23 protein-coding genes are annotated in these 24,603 nt (G+C 42.4%); 10 read left to right on the top strand and 13 right to left on the bottom strand.

The genetic code is table 11. The features are described 5' to 3' along the window. The first annotated feature begins 110 nt into the window (after positions 1-110). Positions 111-827 carry a ribonuclease PH gene (gene rph / locus ORQ98_RS16540; RefSeq protein ID WP_274689910.1) on the top strand — a complete coding sequence of 239 codons (717 nt, stop codon included), beginning with the start codon at positions 111-113 and terminating at the stop codon, positions 825-827. Between the two features lie 93 nt (positions 828-920). Here rph and ORQ98_RS16535 read toward each other — a convergent pair whose 3' ends face one another. Next, complete coding sequence (locus ORQ98_RS16535; RefSeq protein WP_274689909.1) at positions 921-1,718, bottom strand: exodeoxyribonuclease III; 798 nt, start codon at positions 1,716-1,718, stop codon at positions 921-923. Between the two features lie 343 nt (positions 1,719-2,061). On the opposite strand from ORQ98_RS16535, the gene pyrE reads away from it, so the two are divergent. Together pyrE and ORQ98_RS16525 are read left to right on the top strand one after the other, a co-directional pair. After that, positions 2,062-2,709, top strand: coding sequence for an orotate phosphoribosyltransferase (gene pyrE / locus ORQ98_RS16530; RefSeq protein ID WP_274689908.1), 648 nt, complete (start codon positions 2,062-2,064; stop codon positions 2,707-2,709). A gap of 21 nt (positions 2,710-2,730) precedes the next feature. Further along, positions 2,731-3,726: a hypothetical protein gene (locus ORQ98_RS16525; protein WP_274689907.1), complete on the top strand. Its 996-nt coding sequence runs from the start codon at positions 2,731-2,733 to the stop codon at positions 3,724-3,726. A gap of 149 nt (positions 3,727-3,875) precedes the next feature. On the opposite strand, the gene slmA is transcribed toward ORQ98_RS16525, so the two are convergent. From slmA to coaBC, 5 genes are all read right to left on the bottom strand, one after another. After that, on the bottom strand, positions 3,876-4,472 hold the full coding sequence (slmA, locus tag ORQ98_RS16520; RefSeq protein ID WP_180569967.1) for a nucleoid occlusion factor SlmA: 597 nt from the start codon (positions 4,470-4,472) through the stop codon (positions 3,876-3,878). 136 nt (positions 4,473-4,608) lie between these two features. Continuing rightward, positions 4,609-5,499 (bottom strand): acetylglutamate kinase, encoded by an 891-nt coding sequence (gene argB, locus ORQ98_RS16515; protein WP_274689906.1) that lies wholly within the window; start codon positions 5,497-5,499, stop codon positions 4,609-4,611. Between the two features lie 339 nt (positions 5,500-5,838). Next, the gene (locus ORQ98_RS29525; protein WP_342455210.1) at positions 5,839-8,433 is read right to left on the bottom strand and encodes a phosphomannomutase/phosphoglucomutase; all 2,595 of its coding nucleotides are present in this window, start codon (positions 8,431-8,433) and stop codon (positions 5,839-5,841) included. 266 nt (positions 8,434-8,699) lie between these two features. Further along, positions 8,700-9,158 (bottom strand): dUTP diphosphatase, encoded by a 459-nt coding sequence (gene dut / locus ORQ98_RS16505; RefSeq protein ID WP_274689905.1) that lies wholly within the window; start codon positions 9,156-9,158, stop codon positions 8,700-8,702. Between the two features lie 9 nt (positions 9,159-9,167). Then, positions 9,168-10,388 carry a bifunctional phosphopantothenoylcysteine decarboxylase/phosphopantothenate--cysteine ligase CoaBC gene (gene coaBC, locus ORQ98_RS16500; protein ID WP_274689904.1) on the bottom strand — a complete coding sequence of 407 codons (1,221 nt, stop codon included), beginning with the start codon at positions 10,386-10,388 and terminating at the stop codon, positions 9,168-9,170. Between the two features lie 110 nt (positions 10,389-10,498). On the opposite strand from coaBC, the gene radC reads away from it, so the two are divergent. From radC to ORQ98_RS16475, 5 genes are all read left to right on the top strand, one after another. Further along, entirely contained in the window at positions 10,499-11,173 is a 675-nt protein-coding gene (radC, locus tag ORQ98_RS16495) for a RadC family protein (RefSeq protein ID WP_274689978.1), read from the top strand. 161 nt (positions 11,174-11,334) lie between these two features. Beyond that, positions 11,335-11,571, top strand: a complete 237-nt coding sequence (gene rpmB / locus ORQ98_RS16490; RefSeq protein WP_180569972.1) for a 50S ribosomal protein L28 — start codon at positions 11,335-11,337, stop codon at positions 11,569-11,571. Positions 11,572-11,583: 12 nt separating this feature from the next. Continuing rightward, the gene (gene rpmG, locus ORQ98_RS16485) at positions 11,584-11,739 is read left to right on the top strand and encodes a 50S ribosomal protein L33 (protein WP_180569973.1); all 156 of its coding nucleotides are present in this window, start codon (positions 11,584-11,586) and stop codon (positions 11,737-11,739) included. 136 nt (positions 11,740-11,875) lie between these two features. After that, the gene (trhP, locus tag ORQ98_RS16480) at positions 11,876-13,201 is read left to right on the top strand and encodes a prephenate-dependent tRNA uridine(34) hydroxylase TrhP (RefSeq protein ID WP_274689903.1); all 1,326 of its coding nucleotides are present in this window, start codon (positions 11,876-11,878) and stop codon (positions 13,199-13,201) included. 291 nt (positions 13,202-13,492) lie between these two features. Next, positions 13,493-13,720 (top strand): hypothetical protein, encoded by a 228-nt coding sequence (locus ORQ98_RS16475; protein WP_274689902.1) that lies wholly within the window; start codon positions 13,493-13,495, stop codon positions 13,718-13,720. 159 nt (positions 13,721-13,879) lie between these two features. On the opposite strand, the gene ORQ98_RS16470 is transcribed toward ORQ98_RS16475, so the two are convergent. Continuing rightward, positions 13,880-15,061 carry a DesA family fatty acid desaturase gene (locus ORQ98_RS16470; protein WP_274689901.1) on the bottom strand — a complete coding sequence of 394 codons (1,182 nt, stop codon included), beginning with the start codon at positions 15,059-15,061 and terminating at the stop codon, positions 13,880-13,882. Positions 15,062-15,467: 406 nt separating this feature from the next. Continuing rightward, positions 15,468-17,510: a hydantoinase/oxoprolinase family protein gene (locus ORQ98_RS16465; RefSeq protein ID WP_274689900.1), complete on the bottom strand. Its 2,043-nt coding sequence runs from the start codon at positions 17,508-17,510 to the stop codon at positions 15,468-15,470. Positions 17,511-17,714: 204 nt separating this feature from the next. On the opposite strand from ORQ98_RS16465, the gene mutM reads away from it, so the two are divergent. Together mutM and ORQ98_RS16455 are read left to right on the top strand one after the other, a co-directional pair. Next, positions 17,715-18,536 carry a bifunctional DNA-formamidopyrimidine glycosylase/DNA-(apurinic or apyrimidinic site) lyase gene (gene mutM / locus ORQ98_RS16460; protein ID WP_274689899.1) on the top strand — a complete coding sequence of 274 codons (822 nt, stop codon included), beginning with the start codon at positions 17,715-17,717 and terminating at the stop codon, positions 18,534-18,536. 213 nt (positions 18,537-18,749) lie between these two features. Then, entirely contained in the window at positions 18,750-19,103 is a 354-nt protein-coding gene (locus ORQ98_RS16455; RefSeq protein ID WP_274689898.1) for a hypothetical protein, read from the top strand. A gap of 208 nt (positions 19,104-19,311) precedes the next feature. Here the strand turns inward: ORQ98_RS16455 and ORQ98_RS16450 are convergent, their stop codons facing one another. The 5 genes from ORQ98_RS16450 to ORQ98_RS16430 form a co-directional block, all read right to left on the bottom strand. Then, positions 19,312-19,566: a YfhL family 4Fe-4S dicluster ferredoxin gene (locus ORQ98_RS16450; protein WP_163831195.1), complete on the bottom strand. Its 255-nt coding sequence runs from the start codon at positions 19,564-19,566 to the stop codon at positions 19,312-19,314. A gap of 164 nt (positions 19,567-19,730) precedes the next feature. Beyond that, a complete protein-coding gene (coaD, locus tag ORQ98_RS16445) occupies positions 19,731-20,216 on the bottom strand; it encodes a pantetheine-phosphate adenylyltransferase (RefSeq protein ID WP_274689897.1) in 486 nt (161 codons plus the stop codon). A 416-nt stretch (positions 20,217-20,632) separates the two neighbouring features. Next, positions 20,633-22,222: a GMC family oxidoreductase gene (locus ORQ98_RS16440; protein WP_274689896.1), complete on the bottom strand. Its 1,590-nt coding sequence runs from the start codon at positions 22,220-22,222 to the stop codon at positions 20,633-20,635. 2 nt (positions 22,223-22,224) lie between these two features. Further along, positions 22,225-22,872, bottom strand: a complete 648-nt coding sequence (locus tag ORQ98_RS16435) for a hypothetical protein (RefSeq protein ID WP_274689895.1) — start codon at positions 22,870-22,872, stop codon at positions 22,225-22,227. Between the two features lie 47 nt (positions 22,873-22,919). Beyond that, positions 22,920-24,350: a coniferyl aldehyde dehydrogenase gene (locus tag ORQ98_RS16430; protein WP_274689894.1), complete on the bottom strand. Its 1,431-nt coding sequence runs from the start codon at positions 24,348-24,350 to the stop codon at positions 22,920-22,922. Positions 24,351-24,603 lie beyond the last annotated feature (253 nt).

The following is a 24,603-nucleotide window of genomic DNA, read 5'->3' as shown; positions in this document are numbered from 1 at the left end:
CTTTTCATAATAGCCAGCACTTCCTATATAATACCCACCAAGTTTTTCAATTGAGTGTCGTTTTAAACGACAGTCTTTTCCCACCTGTCAGCCTATTGTAAGGAATTCCTATGCGTCCCAGCGGCAGATTATTTGATCAGTTACGAGCAGTAAAAATTACTCGAGAATATACTAAACATGCCGAAGGCTCCGTATTGATTGAGTTTGGTGACACTAAAGTTATTTGTAATGCATCAGTGACAGAAGGCGTGCCTCGCTTTTTGAAGGGGCAAGGGCAAGGCTGGGTAACCGCTGAGTATGGCATGTTACCCCGTTCTACTAATGAGCGTATGGGAAGAGAAGCTTCCAGGGGCAAGCAAGGGGGGCGTACGCTAGAAATTCAAAGGCTAATTGGCCGATCCTTGCGTGCAGCAATTGACCTAAAAAAGCTAGGTGAGTTCACCATTCAGCTGGACTGTGATGTTATTCAAGCTGATGGAGGTACTCGAACGGCCTCTATTACTGGTGCTTGTGTAGCTATGGTGGATGCTATTCGTTATTTACAACGAAATAAAAAGCTGACAACTGATCCACTTAAGCAATTGATAGCATCCGTATCAGTTGGCGTATATCAAGGGCAACCCGTGCTAGATCTTGACTATATTGAAGACTCCAATGCTGAAACTGATATGAATGTAGTGATGGCTGAGAGTGGTGGACTAATAGAGGTGCAAGGAACAGCTGAAGGGGCACCGTTTAATCGTACTGAAATGAATCAAATGCTCGACTATGCTGAACGCGGCATTGCCGAGCTGATTGAGTTACAGCGACAAAGCCTAGCAGAGTAGTTGTTGATAAGCTTTTTTAACAAACACTTTTTGATACGTTTTTTCGATAAAGATAAAGTAGAGAGAAAACCACTCTCTACTTTCCAGATGTGATTAAGTCATTAGCTCCCAATCGTAGTCAACAATAACCGGCGCATGGTTGGAAAATGCCTGTCCCGTATAAATACCTGCATTAAGCACTGTATGACGCATACCTTGTGTGGCTAGTGTGTAGTCATAACGGCAGCCCTGGTTTTCCTCCTTGGCCTCAACTGAAGGCCACCAACTATATTTACCTGCTTCACGGTCTACTTCTCTATAAGTATCAAGTAAGCCAATTTCATCATTTAAATAGCTTAGCCAGTTACGCTCTTCTAGCAGAAAACCACTCTGCTCCTGTTGTGTTCGCCAATCAGCCACATCAATTTTCTGATGAGCAATATACCAACTACCACAAATTAAAAATTCTCGTCTTTTGCGCTTTTGCTTTTCAAGATAGCCAGCATATTGCGTTAAAAAATGCTGTTTATCCGCCAAGCTACACTTATTATTTAAGCCACCCTCTTGCTGGGAAGCTGCATTAGGTAATAACAAGCTGGCAATGCTCACTTTGTCAAAGTCAGCTTGAACATAGCATCCTGCATTGTCTGCCAGCTCAAACCCTAAACCTCTGATAATAGCCTTAGGCGGGATTCGGCTATAAATCACAACACCTCCAACAGTGGGATCAATAGCTGAAAAACAGTAAGGCTCATAGTCCTTCAGGTTAAAGTCACTGGTCTCGATTTGATATTCATCGGCATTGGTATTTTGCAAGCAAATAATATCGGCATCTTGCTGGGCCACCCATGTAAAAAAACCCTTTTCCTTTGCCTTTTGAATACCTTCTAAATTAAAGCTGATAATCCTCATACGTAGCCCCTTTTTAAAGGAGAGTGTATGATACCCGAGATGTTGCCTTTGCAAAAATAGCGTGTTAACCAGCGCTTGTAGCTGATCAATTAAAGAGCACACTATCAGTGAATTATGGCCTTTCTTGAATGACAGCGACAGGTATTACAAAAGTGTTAATTTAATTTTTGTAGTAGTTATGTAGGTTTCTACTGTTGAGTCCATGGCAGTGACACCTGCTCAACAAACAGTGCAACTTTTAACGCTCACATTCCCCTGCCTTCTTAAGCCATAATCACTATGTAAAAGGTGTCTGTTTCTGCCTAAGCTTTAAGTAAAGGGGATGATAAAACCTGGGAAGCTTATGGAAAATTATCAACAAGCATTTATCGAATTTGCTATTAAGCACAATGTTTTACGGTTTGGTGAATTTACCTTGAAATCAGGCCGTATCAGCCCCTACTTTTTTAATGCCGGACTTTTTAACACTGGCCAGGCTCTTGCCCAACTAGGCCAGTTTTATGCTGCAGCATTACAGTCAACTAACCTCTCTTTTGATGTCATCTTTGGGCCTGCTTATAAAGGCATCCCTCTGGCAGCGAGCACCGCTGTTGCCCTCGCTAACGGCTATAACAAAGACTTCCCCTTTGCGTTTAACCGAAAAGAAGCCAAAGATCATGGCGAGGGTGGAACAATTGTGGGCGCTCCATTAAAGGGTAAGGTGCTCATTATTGATGATGTAATTACCGCCGGCACAGCCATACGAGAGGTCATGTCTATTATTGAAGCCGCTGGTGCTGAGCCAGCTGGCGTATTAATTGCTTTGGATAGACAAGAAAAAGGCAAGGGAGAGCTATCTGCTATCCAGGAGGTTGAAAAAGACTTTGGTGTTCCAGTGCTCAGTATTGTGAACCAGTTACAAATTCTCGATTTTGTTAAACGCGATGAGAATTTAATAGAATATGCTAATGCCATTGACGATTATCGTTTACGTTATGGCATAAACAACTGATGTAGTCTAAGGGCAATAAAGTTGGAAGTTTCTCTGCAATTCTCAAGGTGGTGCCTTGCAATTTCACTAGTTTGTCAGCTGCTCGTTAGCTCAGTAGAAGCTGAAAGCCGACGCTTTTATAAATATAAAAACGAGCAGGGCCAAACAGTTATCAATAGTAGTATACCGCCCAAGTATGCAAAAAAAGGGTATACGGTTATTGATACCAGAGGCCGAGTAATACAAGTCGTGGCTCCTGAGCTTACTCAGGAGCAAATTCTGGAAAAAAAGCAACGAGAGTTGTTAGAGCAAGCCAAGCGAGAGCAGGAAGAGCAGCAAAAACAGGCCGATCAGACTTTATTGCGACTATATAGTTCAGTTGAAGATGTTGAGCGAGCCATGGAACGACAGCTCAACGAGATTAGCGGACGGATTAGTGTCATTCAAGGCAATATTCAGCGCTTACAAAAACAAAAAGCTGACAAGCAAGCCAGAGCAGCCAACATTGAGCGAGCAGGCCGAACCGTACCCAAGCGATTATTAGACTCAATTAAAGAGCAAGAGCAAGAAATTACTGGCTTATTAAAACAGGTTGAAGACAAACAAAAAGAGCAAGTGCACGCCAAAGCCAAGTTTGCCAAGGATGCAAACAGGTTAAAAGTACTACTTGGGCTGGAGCAATCAAACGGCTCTAAAACAGACAATGGTGTTAAGGTAGCCAAACAAGACTTACTGGGAAACTGGAAGTCTACTCAAACCACAGAAGACAAGCATGAGTGGGTTCTCAACCCAAAAGGCACTTTTACCTGGATGAGAAAAACACTAACAGGTGAGCGAGTTGTATTGGATGGCAAGTGGAAGCTACGCAACCAAAACCAGTTAATTTTTAATGTAAAACTTGAGCAAAATACCGATAATAGTGGAACTACTACGACCTCAAAACAAAGTAAAACCTTATACATAGGTCTTACCTCATACAAAAATAATAAAATCACAATCCAATATAGTAATCAGCAAATCACTCTGCAAAAACAATAAGAAATGTGTTGGGTATTTTTACAAAGAAAGACTAGTTATTATGCTCAATGAGAGGGGTATAGATAGGTATAAGACAAGTCAAGGGACTTCTGATACAAACAAAAGTCCCTTTTGTTTTGAGTGGCATGCAAATGAAATAACAGTTTTAGTTATTCACTTTTAAATACTGCACTGGCTAACAGTGGCCACTGATCTGACCAGAACTCAGTAGGTGGGCGTTTAAACTCACTGCGTACATATTGACTAATTCGCCCCTCAGCAGCTGCCAGCAGTAAATTAGCTCCACCTGTGAGAGTAAGGTTGGTACGCAACCCTTCTCTAACTTCTGCTTCACGAATTATTTGTTTTAGCTGGGTTTCAAGACGATCAAATAACTGAATTACTCTATTTCTTAACCGCGCTGTTTCACCCGCTAAAGCATCACCCGTCAAGATTCGTGTAATTCCTGGGTTTTTCTCAGCAAATGCAAGCAGCATGCTTAATATTTTTTCACATCGTCTGATCGCAGTTTGCTCTTCATTAACAATTAAATTAATTCGAGAAAAAATAGTTTCTTCAATAAATTCAATCAACCCTTCAAACATCTTTGCTTTGCTGGGGAAATGCCGATAAAGCGCTGCTTCTGAAACCCCAACTTCCTTAGCTAACTTTGATGTTGTTATCCTCGCTCCCGGACTGGTTTCTAACATAGTTGCCAAGGCTTGAAGAATTTGTTCTTTGCGCGAGGTTTTTCTTGTCTTATCCATTATCACCTTATTTCTACATTATTAGTTTATGTTTTTCATGGTGAGGTGTCTTACTATCCACTATCCCTGACTACAAGGCAATCCTGATAGTTGCTAGCCAATTAAAGGCTAATGCAATTTACACTAGCCTATTAAATCAGTTGATCAGGGTACCAACCCCTTCATTAGAAAAAATTTCTAATAACACCGCATGGGTTTGACGCCCGTCAACTATATGAGCGCTTTTGACGCCATGTTTTACTGCACTTAATGCACAGCGAACTTTTGGCAGCATCCCCCCATGAATTGTCCCGTCGGCGATCAAGTAGTCGACGTCTTCCGTGCTGAGCTGCGTCAGTAGCTGCCCTTGCTTATCCAGCAAGCCAGCAACATTGGTTAATAACATTAACTTTTCGGCGTTTAGCACTTCGGCAATTTTCCCGGCTACCAAATCTGCATTAATGTTGTAGGAAACTCCCTCTTCATCAACGCCAATTGGAGCAATCACCGGAATATAATCACTGGCTATCAGCGTATCAATCAGGTCAGTCTTAATTGTGCTGACTTCCCCAACATGGCCAATATCAATGATTTCAGATGTGTTGATTTCAGGTGACTGACTGCTAACATTTAATTTTTGGGCACGTATCGTTTGTCCATCTTTACCCGTTAAGCCAACTGCTTTACCACCTTGATGGTTAATTAAATTGACAATTTGCTTATTGACCAACCCCCCCAGAACCATTTCCACAACATCCATGGTTTGGCTGTCAGTCACTCGCATGCCTTGAACAAAACGGGTTGGAATATTCAACTTGGTCAGCAGCTCACCAATTTGTGGGCCACCCCCATGAACAACCACTGGGTTGATACCTACCTGTTTCATCAGCACAATACCACGCGCAAACCCCCTTTGCAGCTGCTCATTTTCCATCGCATTTCCACCGTATTTGATAACAATGGTCTTGTCTGAAAACTTTTGCAAATAGGGCAGCGATTCAGTAAGAACTCGCGTAAATTGGGCTGCACTATCATGTGTCAGCGTCATAATTCCAACCTGATAAAACTGCACAACACGTCTTGTACACCTCTTAACAAGAGCTGGATAAAAAAGCTCAAAAACACTGAGGCGCTCTTGTGCTAACTTATCGCAGCATGTGATTTGTTACAAGCTTGCAATGTGAAATAGATTCAATTATTTGTCGTAAATGGCTAAAAAGTGCGCTTTTAGACCATTTAAAAAACACTATAAGATAATTATTAGCATTTTGTCGATCCCACTGAATACCTTTTCAACAGCAAACCCTACCTGTCGTGGATATCCAGGTTAGGGCTTGATGAACTAACTTCTTTCGAGCACCCCAAACAAGCCTTGAAGTAAACGTAGTTAAAATGGAATATCAATCTGTGGCGCTACAGATAATAATTGTTTTTTAAATAAAGCCTGAATTTTCCTCAATAGCTCCTGAGTATCAGCCTCAAAGCGCAACACCAACATAGGTGTTGTATTTGATGCTCTGACTAGCCCCCACCCTGCTTGAAAGTCTACTCGCACACCATCTATATCAGTAATGGTTCCTTTGCCAAAATTACCTTCTTCAGCCAATTTTTTTACTATTTCAAACTTGCTGTCATCAGTCACTTCAATGTTGATTTCTGGCGTGCTGACGCCTTCTGGAAATGAGCTAAAAATAGCCTCCAGCGAACGATTGTCAGTACTGATAATTTCCAATAAACGTGCGGCACTATAAATACCATCATCGAAACCATACCAGCGCTCTTTAAAGAAAATATGACCACTCATTTCACCAGCAAGCAAAGCACCCGTTTCTTTCATTTTGGCTTTTATTAATGAGTGGCCTGTTTTCCACATAATAGGACGACCACCATAACCACTAATTAGACTGGTAAGTTTACGAGTGCATTTCACGTCAAAAATAACATCAGCACCTGGGTTACGGGATACCACATCCTTAGCAAATAGCATCATTAACCGGTCAGGGTAAATAACTTTACCTGTTTCGGTAACCACACCTACACGATCACCATCGCCATCAAAAGCCAGGCCTAAGTCAGCCCCGATTTCTTTCACCATCGCAATAAGATCTTTTAGGTTCTCTGGTTTACCTGGGTCTGGGTGATGGTTAGGGAAATTACCATCCACATCACAATACAGCGCTACCACCTCACACCCTAATTCTTCTAATAATCTGGGGGCTATTTCTCCTGCCACACCATTACCACAATCCACAACAACTTTGAGCGGCCGAGCAATACCAATGTCGTCCCGCACCCGTTCGATGTAGCTTTCAATAATATCAATGGTTTGGCGCTGCCCTTGGCCAGAACTGAAGTCATTGTTGATAATTCGCTGATAAAGCCGCTGAATTTCTTCATTGGCCAGTGTTTTTCCGCCAATTACTATTTTAAAGCCATTATAGTTGGATGGATTATGACTACCTGTCACCATCACCCCGGTATTACTATCATCAATAATATGGGTAGCAAAATACAGCAACGGGGTTGGTACCATGCCAACGTTAATTACATCTACCCCAGTAGCAAGAATACCCTTTATCAGCTGCTCACTGATTTCTGGGGAAGATAATCGACCATCAGCTCCTACCATGACACAGTTTTCATTAGCCGCTTTAGCTTCACTGCCTATAGCTCGACCAATTAGCTCCGCGGTTTCCAGAGAAAGTGTGTCACCCACTACCCCTCTAATATCATATGCACGAAAGATACTTGCAGGCACATCAACAGTATCAGAGTTGCCATTTACTACTTCTTCCGCTTGTTCTTCATCAATCATCTCAATATCCAGGGTACCATGTTGAAAAAGTGGGTTGGTGAAGTCAAAATCAGCGATTGTCCCTTCACTTTCTTGAGTTTGCTCAGTGCCAACTGTCGTCTCCTCAGTTGTCGTATGAACAGACTCTTCAGGTTTCACCTTGCCGATATGAGACTGTAATAAGTTCTTAAGACTAATCGCGAGATTGGAAAATAGTTCTAGTCTAAAAGCAGCATCAGGTGTACTAGGACGCTTTAGTAAAGCTTCAATATACTCCAATAAAGTACTTGTATCTGTTTGCTCAGCAACACCCTGCTGTTTTTGTACAACAAATGTTGCCCCAACAATACCTAAGACACTAATTAGTGAAGCTAAAATTAACACGAGTAATGAGTTAGGCAAACTATCAGCAATAGCTTGACCAGGTTGAAACTCAAGTTGCCATAATGGGTTGTTTGTTTTTAAAGTAAACATCTCTCCACCGGCAGACTGACCAAGGGTAGTTATTTCTGTTGCTACTCCTCTAAAACTTTGTAACAGTTTAATTTGCCCTTTAGGTGCTTGTTTGTCTTTTAATAAAGCTGCTTCCAAAGCGCGTTTATCAATCACAGCAACAATCGAGCCTAGGACTTGATTACCCCTTTTGATTGCAGCAGCATGAAAGATAACAGGCCTCTGCTGTAATTGATGAAACTCTGGAAACACATCCTTGCCAGATTCTGCCTTATTAGCCAAATCACGAGCAGCAAAATTTAAAGGCAATGCACCACTGTCATTGAGATCACTACTACCGCTGACGCGATAATTAAGCTGAATGCCTCCAGGTATTATTTTTGACAGTTTATGAGCCAGCTCATTTAGCCCTGCGAGATCTTTTTGTTGCGCTTTTTCAATAAGCTCTGGTAACCGCCCGACAGCCGATAACTGTTGGGCTAGCTGAGCCATATAGCTATTAGTTAATGACTGGTATTGCTGTAGTTGTTCATTAGCAATGTTCTCTTGATAGCTATTATTACCCTGCTGAATAAAACCAACATACACCACAAGCAAACTAATCAGAGTAGCTGCCAAGCTAATTGCTCCTGCAAGAAAAGCAAACTTAGTGGAGCTTTTTTGACTGATATTTGACTTCCCTTCACTTGCATTATTAGCCACTGATTGTTTTTTCTTTTTGGCTAGTTTTGCCATATGATCCCCACTATGTCTCTCCAGACTTAAAGGTGGTATGCCCTACGCTTTGGCTAAAAAAATCAAAGTCCCCAATAGCTGCCTTTAAAAAACAACGACTCTACGAAATCATCTCTTATTTCATTTGTTATAGCAGAGGCAGCTACTACTAGGATCTTTAAACTATGCTTGCTTAATATACTGGCTATACAACAGGTGTCTTTCTTAACCGTAATCTTTGAGAAAGACTAAACCTTTAGTATAAACGTGGTTATTGCAGATGTTATTTAGTGAGTGCCTGAATGGCCAAAGCCACCCGCTCCTCTACTGGTAGTTTGAAACTCATCGACCAGCTCAAACTCAGCCTGCACCACAGGCACTAGTATCAGTTGTGCTATCCGCTCACCTGGCTGGATAGTAAAAGTACTATTACCCCGATTCCAGCAGGAAATCATTAGTTCTCCCTGATAATCAGAGTCTATCAAGCCAACTAAATTACCTAACACAATGCCATGTTTATGCCCAAGCCCAGACCTGGGCAAAATCATAGCTGCAAAACTGGGGTCCTCAACATAAATAGCCAAACCTGTAGGAATCAGCATTGTTTGGCCTGGTTCAACTATTAAAGATTCATCAATACAAGCACGCAAATCCATCCCCGCAGAACCATCTGTAGCATAATGAGGAAGAGGAATTTCGTTGCCTAACTTAGGATTGAGTATTTTAGCTTGTAACTTTTGTTTCATGATAGGTTTCTAGTGTTGGTTATCTACAGCGGAACTAATAAGGTCAATCAGTTTTCTGGCCAGTAGCGTTTTAGCCATTGGCGGAAAGGCTTCTTCAACCTCATGACTAATGACAGTGACAGCATTTTCATCGCTATTAAAGCCTACTGTCGTATCAGCTACATTGTTGGCAATAATCAAATCAAGATTTTTACGCGCTAACTTGTCTTTCGCATAATTGATAACATCCTGGGTTTCAGCAGCAAAGCCCACGACAAATGGTTTATTAGGCTGGCTGGCAACAGAGGCCACAATATCAGGATTACGCACCAATCGAATGATCATTTCATCTTCAGTAACAGCTGGGTCTTTTTTTAATTTTTGGTCAGCCACTTGTTCTGGTCGATAGTCAGCAACTGCCGCACAAGCAATAAAAATATCCGTTTCAGCTATTAACTGATGAGTAGCTTGATACATATCCATTGCACTACTGACATCCACTCGATTGACTCGATCAGGAGTGGCCAGAGTCACAGGCCCAGCTATTAGTGTCACCTTAGCCCCAGCAGCCACAGCAGCCTCTGCCAAAGCAAACCCCATTTTGCCAGAGCTGTGATTGCTGATATAGCGTACAGGGTCTATCGCCTCCCGAGTGGGGCCTGCAGTAATCACCACATGCTTGCCTGTTAGTTTTTCTGACTGAAATTGTTCAGCACAACATTCAGCCAACTGCATAGGCTCTAGCATCCGCCCCGGACCAACATCACCACAGGCCTGCTCACCATCAGCAGGGCCAAAGCACTGCATGCCACGCTCATGCAGCACCGTGACATTATGTTGAGTAATGGCATCTCGCCACATGGCCTGGTTCATTGCTGGAGCCAGACAAATGGGCGCCTCTGTTGCCAGGCATAAAGTCGTTAGCAGGTCATTCCCCTGTCCAACCGCCAGCCTGGCCATCACATCAGCAGTAGCTGGGGCAATTAAAATTAAGTCTGCCCAACGGGCCAGCTCAATATGCCCCATTGCAGCCTCAGCTGCTGGGTCGAGCAAATCTAGGTGGACAGGGTTGGCAGAGACAGCCTGTAGCGTCAAAGGAGTAATAAAAGACTGAGCAGCCTTCGTCATCACTACCCTGACTTCAGCTCCCTGCTCTTTGAGACGCCGGACCAATTCAGCAGTTTTGTAAGCGGCTATACCGCCAGCGATACCAACAATAATGCGTTTGTTGCTTAAGGTTGCTAATGTCATGGCTAATATGTGTTCAGCTTGTGATTATCTGCCGTCTTTTAAAGTTGGCTTAAGATACCATTGTTGCCAGTTTTTTCGAAGTGAGTCGTAACAAGGAGCAGTGTTTAATTATGGCCATTACCAACTGGGATAAGTCTGAGCAACCTCGGGAAAAACTACTCACTCATGGCCCAAAACATCTATCGGATGCAGAATTATTAGCCATATTTTTACGTACAGGAATACCAGGGAAATCAGCTGTTGACTTGGCTAGAGAAATGATCAGCCAGTTTGGCGGCCTTAATCCACTGCTGGAAGCTAACCAAAGTCAGTTTTGTTCTATCAAAGGAATGGGAGCCGCAAAATATGTCCAATTACAAGCCGTATTAGAAATGGCAAGGCGCTACTTCTGGCAGTCAATGAGCCAAAAGCCCTTGCTCAACAGCAGTGATACAGCCAAAAATTTTATCAAAGCCTGTTTACAGCCTTATCAACGAGAAGTCTTTGGTGCCTTAATGCTCAACAGCCAAAACCAGGTTATTGAGTTTAAGGAGCTGTTTTTTGGTACTATTAGCAGCGCTGCCATTTATCCCCGGGAAGTTGCAAAAGCAGCTCTAGTAGCAGGAGCCAGACATATCATCCTGGCTCACAACCACCCTAGCGGTTCTGCTGAGCCCAGCCAAGCAGATGTTGAAATTACTACCAATTTAAAAGAAGCGCTGGAGCTGATCGAAGTCAGTGTAATTGACCACTTGGTTATCGGGGACAACAAAGTCGTATCACTCGCTGAGTTAGGCTACATTTAAAAGCAAACTCAACTCAAAAATTAGCCAATTTTCTTGCCTAGAGAGTGCTGTTCTGGTATAAAGCACTGCTCTTTAAGGGGGGTGCTGCTTGCACACTGTGGCAAAACACAAGCCTCCTCGTGGCACTAGTTGGAACTTAATCAAGCGCAGAGGCTGAGCAAATGTCTAAGGTTTGTCAGGTCACTGGAAAGCGTCCAGTTACCGGTAACAATGTATCTCACGCACACAATAAAACGCGTCGTCGTTTTTTGCCTAACTTACACCACCATCGCTTTTGGGTAGAGTCTGAAAAGCGGTTTGTTAAATTGCGGGTTTCTGCTAAAGGCATGCGCATCATCGACAAGAAAGGCATCGATAGCGTATTGGCAGATCTTCGTTCTCGTGGCGAAAAAGTGTAAGGAGCAACTATCATGCGTGATAAAATTAGAATGGTTTCCAGTGCAGGTACTGGTCACTTCTACACCACTGATAAAAACAAGCGTAGCACTCCAGACAAGCTGGAGATGAAAAAGTACGACCCTGTTGTTCGTAAACACGTTATCTACAAAGAAGCAAAAATCAAGTAAGATTCTTGTTGTTTTGTCAGTGTGCAAAAAACCCGCGAAAGCGGGTTTTTTTGTTATAGGTCAGTACTCAACATTTATCTTGAGCTAAAATTCAGCCTTTTGTTTTTCAAGTTTACTTTTTTCAGAGGCAGTAGCCATGGTCAAGGCACCTGAACTTTTATCCCCAGCTGGTACTTTGAACAATATGCAATATGCATTTGCTTATGGTGCAGACGCTGTATATGCAGGACAGCCGCGCTACAGCTTACGGGTTCGCAATAACGATTTTGATCTTAAAAACTTAGCCAAAGGCATAGATATTGCCCACCAACAGGGCAAGAAGTTTTACCTAGCTAGTAATATTGCCCCTCATAACAGCAAGGTTAAAACCTATTTGCGTGATATTGAGCCCGTTATTGAAATGCAGCCCGATGCCTTAATTATGTCAGACCCTGGCTTAATTATGCTGATAAAAGATCGTTGGCCAGAAACAGAAGTTCACCTTTCAGTACAAGCTAATGTTGTAAACTATGCAGCAGTTGAGTTTTGGGCCAGACAGGGAGTTAGTCGGATTATTCTGTCACGTGAATTATCTCTGGATGAGGTAGCTGAAATTCGTGAAAAATGCCCAAGTATGGAGTTAGAAGTATTTGTTCATGGTGCTCTTTGTATTGCTTATTCTGGCCGCTGCTTGCTCTCAGGTTATATGAACCATCGCGACCCCAACCAAGGCACTTGCACAAATGCCTGCCGCTGGAAGTACGATGCTCATGAAGCCAAAGAAACTGCTGAAGGCAATGTTGTGCCCGTACAAGAAATAGACCCAGCCAACGTTGAACCTCAATTAGGCAGTGGAAAACCCTCTGACCAAATTGTCTTACTTCAAGAACAAGGACGACCTGAGCAATATATGCCTGCATTTGAAGATGAGCACGGCACCTATATTATGAATTCTAAAGATTTACGAGCTGTACAACATGTGCCGCGTTTTGTTGAAATGGGCGTCCATTCTTTAAAAATTGAAGGTCGCACTAAGTCTCACTACTATGTTGCTCGCACTGCTCAGGTTTATCGTCAAGCCATTGATGATACTGTGGCAGGAAAAGCGTTTAATATGGAACTAATGGATACCTTAGAAAACCTAGCTAGCCGAGGCTATACAGAAGGTTTTTATCGCCGCCATGTGCACGACGAATATCAAATGTATGAGCGTGGAAATTCGATTAGCGAAAAGCAACAGTTTGTGGGGGAAATTGTCGATAGCGATGGTCAAATGATCACGGTTAATGTGAAAAACCGTTTTCAAATCGGCGATAAATTAGAGTTAATGTCACCCCAAGGCAATCAAACATTTGTACTAAATCATATTGAAGCGAAAAATGGCGAAAAGCGCGATGTAGCGCCAGGCTCTGGGCACCAGGTAAAAATACCTATAGCAGGCTATGACAGCCAGTTTGGCTTGCTAACAAAGTATTTAGGATAAGAGCACACAAATAATTTTTTTTACACAACAGTACCAAAAAAACTTGTATTTATTAGCCTAAATGACTATTTACTCAAATGAGAAAGCCGCTAGCCTAGATACATAATTTCTGTGGTCTAATGTATCCAGACTATGCTACAGCAGTGGTGCACTCTGCAAATTAAGGCTGCACCATCAGGAAGTAAGGGGGAACTACTTCCTAATCTTACACCCACAACAATAGTGATAACCTGTGATACCAGCCATTTAATTTTGACACTTTTCCATAGTGCATTAATGGGGGAATAAACCATGCATGGATTAGCAACTCAACAGCATAACAGCAGTGTTGTCCATATAAGTACTTGGCATGCCTTGGTAGCAGAACTGGCCGAAACTGCTCAGCCAGTTTTTATCTTACTACCATCAATCGGTAAAGTGCAGGGAGTAATTGAATCATTACAAGGAGATATGGTTACTATTCGACTGAACAATAGCCGGCTATTGATGCACTTCAACCAATTAGTTATATATCGCTAAGAAGCCCGTTTCTCAAATTTCTGGTCTTGCTGGTGTTATATTTTGCTCCACTTTCCTCAAGTCTTAGAGCCACAAGGCTTGAGGAAGCTAAAGCAAAATGTTTAGCCAGGGTACCCAGAATCTTTAATATCTGATGAAATATCCTGGCTGAAGGGTTGGTTAATTGGATACTGGGCTAGCTAAACGGTAGCTTCGTAATAATGCCGCAAAATCAGCAAGCGCTTTGATACCACTGGTTTCTGCTTGCTGACACCAGTCTTTCAATGCTTCAACTCGTTCATGCTTATCTTTAAAGGTGTTCTGCCAAATTGACTGTAATGCAATGCGTTTTTCGTAAATTGTTTTTAATATGTGGCTATGCTCTAAGAGGTGTGTAATACGTTCTTGATGAGCAGGTTTAACTAAACTAGCTTCACGAGCAAGCAGTTTATGTGCCCTTCTAAATAATTTTTTGTTCTTCGCTAATGACTTCTCAATCTTAATAATAGGGCTTATTACTTGCTTACGATAGTGCACCATAATTTGAAAGCGATTATTAATAACAGCCATAATAGTTTCTGTATCAATATGCTTTTTCTTATTGTCGGTATAGCTAACTGGTTTTTTATGCTTCACATCAGCCAGTTTTAAAAAGCATAAAATTTTGATATATAGCCACCCAATATCAAACTCCCAGGGTTTAGCCGACAACTTAGGTGAGTTTGGAAATGTATGATGATTGTTATGGAGCTCCTCACCTCCAATTAAAATCCCCCAAGGGCAAATGTTTCGAGCAGCATCTTTACACTCAAAATTACGATAACCAGTATGATGACCAAGACCGTTTATAACGCCCGCCGCAAAAAATGGAATCCAAATCATCTGGATAGCCCAAACAGTTAAACCGATAATACCAAACATCAGCAAATCAACTATTAACAATAAGCTCACTCCTAAACTGGGGAATCGGCTATAGACATTGTTTTCTATCCAATCATTTGGCGTACGCTGGCCATAACGCTCTAAGGTTTCTTCATTTTCAGCTTCTTCACGATAAAGTTCCGCCCCCTGCCAGAATACTTTTTTAATTCCTTTTATTACCGGACTATGGGGATCCTCCTCAGTTTCACATTTGGCATGATGTTTTCGGTGAATAGCAGTCCAGGCTTTTGTTGTCATACCTGTGGTTAACCATAGCCAAGCACGAAATATATGCTGCAAGACTGGATGTAATTCCAAAGCGTTATGAGCACTGTAACGATGGAGATAGATAGTGACACTGATAATAGTAAGGTGGGTTAGCAATAAGACAGCTAAAATAAGTTCGCCAATGGACAGTTGAAGCAGTCCGTTATACCACATGAGCAATATCCTCTAACTTTACTAAAAGGATACCTGAAGCATCCTCAATTTATTCTTATCCAATTTCTATTTAACACCCGTAAGGGGTGGGTATAAGTAATAACGACCTTGTTGTTACACTGTTTTTGAGACTACATAGTTTTTATGTGCTACATATTTTTTGATGTTACATAGCTTTTGATGTAGTCAAAATTTGAAGAGAACAGCAAGTATCATTCCACCAATATCCACTTCCTCTCCAAATTTTTTAATATCTATCAGTACTATCACATAAATTTTCTTTGTTTACACCCCGCCTGAAAACAATCCTTTTTAGCCAGTTTGGTTGATCGGTTTATTATTCAGGTTAGTAAAAACACAAGTAATTGTTTTCTTGACAGAAACTTTTAGACACTAAATAGCTGTTTTAATTATTTTGGCAATTAAGCTGCAAGTTACCAAATCGATCCACCTCTGCTTGCCAACCAGGAGCAAGGTAGGTTGTTGCCACCTGCTCACAAACAATAGCAGGGCCTTGAATAATTATACCTTGGCCGAGCTCTACTCGCTGGTAAACAGGTACCTTGCCAGCAACCCCGTGCACATGACAAAAGCCAGCTTCAGTTAACGGTTTAATATCTATTTCTGGTAATTCGATAGCCACGTTGGGGGCTTTTAAGGCCAAGCGCAGATTAACCAGCTCAACTTCAGACGCCATTTGGTGCCCATAATGGACCTGATGTGCTAAGTGAAATGCATCGCTCATAGCACTCAAGTCAGGCTGCTGCCAATTACAAGGTATTGCTAAAGTAAAGGACTGCCCCAAATAGCGCATTTCTACCTCAGCATTGAGTGTTAACTCTGACTCCAACAGGCCTTCTGCCATCAGCTCAGCAATACCATTATGCTTTAAGCGGCAAAAGGCTTGATGTACCTCTTTCTCTGTTAACTGGCTAAAAGGCTTTCGATAGGTATGAACCAACTGCCGAGATCTAGGTGCAGCTAACATCCCTAGCGCTGATAACACCCCACTATTAACGGGCACTACCGCTTGAGTCATTCCTAAGGCATCAGCTACTGCACAAACATGTAGCCCCCCTGCACCGCCAAAACAACATAAGGTAAATTCTTGTGGGTCATAGCCTTTTTGAACTGAAATAACCCTTATTGCATTAACCATATGCTCATTAGCAAGCTGAATAATACCCTTTGCTATCTCTTCTGTGGCCAGCCCGGCAGCCTCAACTAAAGTAGCGACAGCTTGCTTCGCAGCTTTCACATCTAGCTTCAAGTTGCCTCCTAGCTGGGTAGCAGCAGGCAAATGGCCTAATATCAGATTGGCATCAGTTACAGTTGGGTTCTCCCCCCCCAGCCCATAACAAGCTGGCCCTGGGTCTGCACCAGCAGATACTGGTCCAACCTGCAGCATGCCGCCACTGTCTAAATAAGCAATAGAGCCTCCACCGGCACCGATGGTGTGCATATCAACCATTGGCACGGCCACGGAATAGTTAGCAATTTTTCCTTCATTGGTGAGTTTTACCTTGCCATCAATTAAGGCTACATCAGTGGATGTCCCCCCCATATCGAATGTGATCAGCTTATCTTGCTCAATCAAATCACCTATAAAACTGGCAGCCGATAACCCACCCGCAGGGCCTGATAGCAATAAGTTAACGGCTCGGTTGCTAGCTTGTTCAGCGGCAATCGTACCTCCAGATGATTGCATCACTGTCACTGGACAGGGGGTAGTTACCTGACATAACTCATTTAAGTAATTAGCCACTATCGGCCCTAGCCATGCATTCAACCAGGTTGCCATACCACGCTCATACTCCCTGTATTCAGGTAACACAAATGACGAGCGACTAGTAAACGTTCGATCACTAATTACAGCTTCAAGGGCCTTTTCATCTGCATCATTTAGAAATGAAAACAACAGATTGATTGCCACCGCAGCAGGCTCGTGTTCAGCAACAGCTTGTTGAATTTTATAAATATCAATCCCTGTTAAAGGCAGTATATTGTTACCCTGCGCATCCAGCCGACACCCCACCTCAACACACAACTCTTTTGGCACAGGCGGCTTTATCGGGTCAGGCTGTAGATTATACAGCTCCTGACGTTGCTGGCGCCCAATGGTCAACACATCGGCAAAGCCTTCATTGGTGACGTAAAGAGTTTTCACCCCCTTACCCTCTAATGCAGCATTGGTTGCCACAGTTGAACCATGGATAAGCAAGAGATCTCCTGACTGTACTAGTGGCTTTAGTCCTATTTCACTAATACCTTGCAAAATAGCTTGAGCAGGTGCTTGTGGTGTGCTGAGCACTTTATGGATCAATACGTCAGCTGTAACTTGATCACCGGTAGTGGCAGATATAGTTGATAGCGGCGCTATCTTTAAATAGACAAAATCAGTGAACGTACCGCCCGTATCAACACCGAGCAGATGCAGTGGATGTGTCATGGTAACTGGAGACCTTATTCCAAAACCGCGATTAAAGCTTTATTATGCCAACTTAGCTCGCTAGGCTACACCTGTTTTACGCTAACCCGCTTTAGAGGCTGTCGCAAAACTACTGCACTCATGATCTTTTGTGGCAACTGCTTTACGCATTATGTATACCTCAAGTGATTTACACTCTAATTTCATTATGTCCTAATACTTTTTATGCCAGAGTTACCAGAAGTTGAAACAACCCGCCGTGGTGTAAGCCCACACATTCTGAATAGCCGCGTTAAGGAAGTAATTATCCGTGAGCATCGCCTCCGCTGGCCTGTTCCTGAGGCGCTACCTGAATTACTAACAGGTTCTCAACTAGTCAACTTAGAGCGTCGAGCCAAGTATTTACTATTTGGCTTTGCCCAAGGCACCCTGATTATTCATCTGGGTATGTCTGGCAGCCTGCGAATAGCTGAATCCTCCCAGCCAGCTGCCAAACATGATCATGCTGACTTCGTATTTAGTAATGGGCAAATTTTACGTTTCACTGACCCTAGGAAATTTGGTGCCATTTTGTGGGCTGATAACAGCACACCTATCCAAGAACACCAGCTTCTGAGCCATCTTGGCCCAGAACCACTAACTGCACAGTTTGATGGCAACCTGTTATTTGAGCGATCGAGAAAACGATCTGTAGCGGTTAAGCAATTTATTATGGATAACCAGGTCGTAGTTGGTGTTGGGAATATTTACGCCAATGAAGCGTTATTTAAGGCAGGCATTAGACCAGACAGGCAAGCTGGCAGTATTTCCCGACAGCGCTATATTCGTTTAGGCATTGAAATCAAAAAAGTATTAGCAGCAGCCATTGATCAAGGTGGCACCACCTTAAAAGACTTTGTTGGGGGAGATGGCAAACCCGGTTATTTTAAACAAGAGTTATCCGTATATGGCCGAGGCGGCGAAGCTTGTCTAATCTGTGGTAAGACATTAGTAGAGGTTAAGCTTGGACAGCGTGCAACTGTATACTGTCAACGCTGTCAGACTTAGCCAAACTGATGGGGTTATAAGTGAAAAATACGACATATTTCACAAACAATTTGTTGAATAATAGGCCATTATTGTCAACTTCATAAATAAAGCCTATTTTGTCATCTGCGTGTAATAAATAAGCCTAATTGTTGCCATAATGATGACAGATGGCCCAGAGTTGTTATAGTTGATTATATTGTAAAAGCACCGTTTGATAATAAGGAAAACGCTATGCAAAGGCTGAAGTCAAAGCTTTCAGGGTTGTTGGGGACTGTATTAACCGCTGTACTTTTAGCAATGCCTGTTACCAGTCAAGCTGAGATTCAATCGATTGATGCAGATGTAAAAGCAGAGCGCACCATTGTAGGTACCAAGCAAGACCCATCGGCTTACGCCATGGTAGGAGATGCATTGATTGCCCGGCCACTATTATTTGGTATGACTGTTGTGGGTTCTGTTGCTTATGTGGTTACCTTGCCATTTTCACTACTTGGTGAAAATGCTAGTCAAGCCGCTGAGACACTAGTTTTACAACCCGCTCGAGCAACATTTGTTCGCTGCTTAGGCTGCACTGTATACGACTAAGATATTTAAAGCCGGGTAAGCTTAATCACTCAAGTTAAGCAGTACACGAACGCCTGGCACCAGAACACTTATAGCAACCAATAAAAGGTTATAAGGTCTGTTGCCAGAATGCGTTATTGTGGTTTATGCGTAAAACTATCGTTGCAGTTTTGCTTTGCAGATCTATGACTAATTTTGCAGGTTTATGGCTAGCGCCAAAAGATGGGCGTTAACTGGCCTGGCCAGTAATTATCATATACTTTTGCATCAGCTCATCATGACTTTCCTGGTGGTCAGGATCATGAGGGATACAGTCTACCGGACATACCTGCTGGCACTGAGGCTCATCATAGTGGCCCACACATTCGGTGCACAGCATAGGGTCAATTTCGTAAATCTCTTCACCAGGTGAAATAGCGCTGTTTGGGCACTCCGGCTCACAAACATCACAGTTTATACACTCATCAGTAATCAGTAATGCCATTGCTTAGCTCACAGTTATTGGCGCCAGTCACTACATCATTGTAATTTTATTGTGGCTGAACGCTATTGTTACAACATCTAGGACACAAGCCCCAAGCTAATTGTACGCTACTTCTGTGTAGCTGAAAAACGGACAGTTTGTGTGTGTTTTAATCAACAGCTTCTTCACTGATGCGACTCAAAGCAGTCCTTCAATGCTTGCTCTACACAAGGATGAACAAACTTAGAAACATCTCCTCCTAATGCAGCAATCTCTCTTACTAAAGTTGAAGAAATATACGAGTACTTTTCTGAAGGCGTTAAAAATAAACTTTCAACACTGGGTGCTAGAATGCGATTCATATTAGCCAGCTGAAATTCATATTCAAAATCTGATACTGCCCTTAACCCTCTCAATATCACGTTAGCCTGACGCTCTTGAACGAAGTCAGCCAATAGATTATTAAAGCCACACACTTCGACATTTTTAAGCTGACTGGTTGCTTCTTTAGCTAAGTTTACTCGCCGCTCCAAGGAGAAAATCGGCTTCTTTTTTGGGCTTTCTGCTACAGCAATTACAACCTGATCGAACAGTTTGGCAGCCCGCTCTACCAAATCAGTATGACCTTTGGTAATCGGATCAAATGTACCTGGGTAGACAACGGTATTCATAGTTTTCCCTATAACAATATTTCCGGGATAGTAATTCCGGTTTTTTTCAGTGCTTTTCAATAACTGTATTCAGATAATAACTTTTTATCCCGAACAGGTTAGGCTATATCCAAAGTCAAGAAAATACCCAGTGCGTAGGTTTTTTAGGGGCAGCCGTCAAGTGATGAAGTCCCAGGCGCTTATAATAATAAGTGACTGGGGTGAAGGCAGTTAAATGCTCCTCGGCAATTGCTCCTGCATTGCTCTAATTAGTGGTATCCATACCACCATGCATAAACTGCATTTCCACCATCTTTGGAGGTCAATGATGACAACAAACCCTAAAAGCCATTCGCGAAGGGTGTATAAAGCGAATGGTATATGAAGATTATATAAATACAAGGTGGTTTGTGGATAAATAAGTCAGCTGATGTTTTTTAACTTTTGAGTTCACTGGCTAACCGACTTGACTGTAATGCACTTAGCGCATAAATAGATAACTGAGGGTTAGCACCAACACTGGTCGGGAATACTGAACCATCCAGAATGGATAAGTTATCAAAATAATGAAAGCGACTCTCACTGTTCACCACACTATTATAGGGCTTTTCACCCATCCCACAGCCTCCCATGACATGGGCAGAGCCTAGCAGGGTTTTATAAGTTACAAGATCCAAGTTATTAATGTGCGCTTTAACCTCCAACCAGTTACTGGTCAAGGTAGAATCGATATGAGCAGGAAACACTTGTTTTGCACCTGCTGCAAATTGAATTTCAGCCATTACTAAAAGCGATTTTTTAACTGCTCGCCAAATATAAGGCGTTAGTGGATAGTCTAATACTGGGCTGCCATCATTCCGGAGTACCACTCTGCCACCTTGACTTTCAGGGTGAAAACCATCTCTCAGTAGTGCCAATAGCACTTGAGTATACGGCAGTTTTAACATGCGCTGATGTAGCTCATCACCGGTTTTCTTCATTAGCACTGAAGCCAACACAGGCTGAAGTGGTGGTACTTCTAATTTAAAGCCCATACTATCATCATCAGGCCATTGAAAATGATCAGAATAAATAGACTGAGGCGCTCCCGCATAACCAGCAATTTCTTCTGACATTTGAGCAGCACTCATGGTAACTGGGTGCAAAAAAGTACGCTGACCAATTCTTCGGTATGGATCAGGTACATTGGAGCGTAACAGTATTGCAGGGCTGCCAATTGCTCCAGCTGCTAATAAATAATGCTTGGCCTTAATAGTGATGGGTGCTTGCTTATTTAGCACACCATTCGCCTGCTTGAGAGGGTAACAAATGAGATGATTAATTCGGTCTTGTTGCCAGTTAAAACGTTGAGCTACCGAGGCGTATAATAAAGTTGCATTATTGTTCAATGCGGTAGGAATTGTCGTTACCAGCATTGACTGCTTTGCGTTGGTGGGACATCCCGTACCACAGTAGCCTAAGTTCCAACAGCCTTTAACATTACGAGGAATACTAGCAACCTGATACCCCAGCTTTTCACAGCCTGCTTTTAATACCGCATTATTTGGATTTGGCGGTACATCCCAAGAACCTATATTTAAGCGCTTTTCAATGTATTGATACCAAGGAGCCAGGGTTTCTGCTGTAATGCCTGTCACTGAAAACTGATCTTGCCAAAACTGTAAGGTAGTATCTGGCGTATGAAAACAGGATGTCCAATTAACTACCGTGGTTCCCCCCACTGCTTTTCCCTGCATGATTGTAATTGCACCATCTTTAGTCGATCGTCCCCCCCCTTCCTGATATAACTCGGCATAAGCAATATGCTCATCCATATTAAAATCATTAGACGACCGAAGTAGTCCTTCCTCAACCATCAGTACAGTTAAGCCAGCATTACTGAGAATTTCTGCTGCAATACCTCCTCCCGCTCCAGTACCGATGATAACGACATCTGCCTCAAACACCGACGGCTTGGTTATTTTTAATCCATTAACCACCTGCCAGCCTTTTTTTATGCCTTGTTGTATAGGATCGGGTATAGCCATATTTAAAATTGATTAAGGGGTGTAATTAGTGTCTGCTGAAAAGGAGGGCCAGGATAACCAATAGCCGGCCAGCTATCAGACAAACTATACCAAGCCATAATGCATAATTGCGTTAAACCATGGTGGGCTTTACGTAATAATTTAATACGACTGGTCTGCCAGCGTCGTAAGAAATTTTCTATGGCTTCTTTTGAAGTGTTTTCCCAACGACTGTGGATACCTGTAATAAGCCACCGACTCAAAGGAGAACCCACTAAATCTAGCAGTTCTCGCAGTTCAAGCTGTAATGCAGGTGATAAATAAGCAAGCTTTTCATCTAGCTGCTTCAGAAATGCTTTTTGTTGTGCAAGCTCCCAGTTTAGGCCCTGTTTGACCTGATCAGCATGTAATTCAGCTGTATTTAGCCCTAAAATAGCAGGTGTAACTGCACTAAAGAAGACAATGTCAGCCGAATTCAAAAACTGATAGCCATCTGGTAGTTGGCTAGATGTATTCTCACCAATCTGATTAACAGCAACCATGCTCGAGAGTACCAGCGTACCAATAACTCCCACCTTTAAAAGCTGACGGCGTTTCAACATAAAAGGCTTTTTAGATGAAAGATATTGATTAGATAAACCACCACTTTTATTGTATTTATTAGCAGGCATATTTATATATTTTATTATCAGAGATATTGGCACAAGCCACTGTAAAATTATCTAACAAAAAATCGGTACAGTAATTTTAAAATAGCCTGTTTATACGGAGGGTAAACCAGCTTAGCCCCATTAAACTTACCCTTGCTAAACACCGGCTTAGCTTTTGAAAATGTTAAAAACCCCTCATAACCATGATATTGCCCCATTCCTGAGTGACCAACCCCGCCAAAGGGTAAGTCATCTACCGCCACATGCATCATGGTATCGTTAATACATACCCCTCCTGAATGGGTATGAGTCAGGACTTTTTCCTGTTGGCTTTCATCTAAACCAAAGTAATACAATGCTAATGGCCGTGGTCCGGAATTTACCAGTTCAATGGCTTCATCAAGATTTTCATAACCCACTATTGGTAAAATCGGCCCAAATATTTCCTGCTGTCTTAACTTCATTCCAGGTTTTGTATTAGCAACCAAATGCATTGTCATGTGACCTTGCTCAGCATCCTCAGCAACACTTTCTATTTTATGGACTGTTGCACCTTGCTGAGTAGCATCTGCCAGCCAGCCTTGTAAACGCTGATACTGCCTTTCATTGATAATGCAACTGTAGTGTTGCTGATTACTGCTATACATTTTGCTAAAGCAAGCTTTAAAAGCATTAATGAAGTCATTTTCCTGTGACGTTGGTAATAAAATATAATCAGGTGCTACGCAGGTTTGTCCAGCATTAAACGCTTTGCCAAAGCAAATACGTTCAGCTGCTTCAGCAATGGGAAAATCCTGATCAATAATCACTGGCGACTTACCACCCAGCTCTAGTGTTACTGGGGTAAGGTTTTCTGCTGCTGCCGCCATGACCGCATGCCCCACCTGGGTTGAGCCAGTAAATAACAAGTGATCAAAAGGCAGTTTAGAAAAACTAATGCCCACTTGAGCATCACCAGTGGCTACTGCAACTAAATCATCTGGGAAGTTATTGGTTAATAGTTCAGCTAATAATGCGGAGGTTTTTGGCGTATATTCAGAAAACTTCAAATAAGCTCGATTACCTGCTGCCAATGCGGTTGTTAAAGGCCCCATGGCTAAATAAATGGGATAATTCCAAGGCACAATAATGCCGACAACACCCAGAGGCTGGTAGATGACTTTTGCTTTCGCCGGCTGTAACTGCACCCCTACATGACGCTTGCTTGGTTTCATCCAACGTTTGATGCGCTTCATGGCATAATTAATGCCTTGGACGCTTGGCATGATTTCACCCAGCATGGTTTCTGGTGTTGCTCGGTTACCAAAGTCTTCGTTTAAAGCAGCAATCAATTGGTCTTGAGCACCCAGTAACACTTGCTTTAGTTTGGCAAGCCATTCAATCCGCTCCAAAGCCGTTGGCATGGGCTGTTTTCGAAACCCGTCCTGAAGAACCCGAAGTTGATCAAGTAAAGGATTAAGCTCTGTTGTTGAACTCATTTGAGCAGCAGGTATGGCCATAATAGGTCTTCTCCAGCAAGAAGGGCGTTAATTTATATTCCTTTTACTGCTTGTCACTGATAACATTATTAGAGTTATTACTCTAAATAGTCAATAGCATCTATAGATTTAATAGGTTTAACAGGTCTTATTGACCAGCCCTTTCAAGGTGAGAATACAACCAATCTGGACATAACTTAATCAGATCGTGACTTTAGATTGTAACTCCTCCAAAATACATCGCTTGTCAATTAGTCAGAAAGGAAAGCAAGTG

It is taken from the genome of Spartinivicinus poritis (assembly GCF_028858535.1).
GTDB lineage: Bacteria > Pseudomonadota > Gammaproteobacteria > Pseudomonadales > Zooshikellaceae > Spartinivicinus > Spartinivicinus poritis.
Note: the sequence above shows the minus strand (reverse complement) of the source record. Positions and strands in the feature narration are given on the sequence as shown.